Raw genomic sequence first — 262 nt, 5'->3', positions numbered from 1 at the left:
CCTGTTACCCTGAGCCCGCGGATGGAAGAGGCAATCCGTCGCCGCAAATGCATCGAAGAGGGGATCCGTACCGATGCCCATCGCGACGGCGACGAAGAGATGATTTACTCCAACTATTTCGACCTCGGCATGGTGATGGATTACTGGGGACCCGAGCGTCTGAACCACCACACTGAAGCGACCACCGCGCTGTTTGGCGCCCGCGAATGTGCCCGCCTCATTCTGCAGGAAGGGCTGGATAACGGTATCGCCCGCCACAAGC

1 pseudogene is annotated in these 262 nt (G+C 59.9%); it reads left to right on the top strand.

Annotation, left to right across the window (positions count from 1 at the left end):
- Positions 1-21 precede the first annotated feature (21 nt).
- Positions 22-262, top strand: a pseudogene (locus ACPYOI_RS36440) (alanine--glyoxylate aminotransferase family protein); the annotation flags it as partial.

The organism is Rhizobium sp. SVR5-2C, from assembly GCF_056755115.1.
Note: the sequence above shows the minus strand (reverse complement) of the source record. Positions and strands in the feature narration are given on the sequence as shown.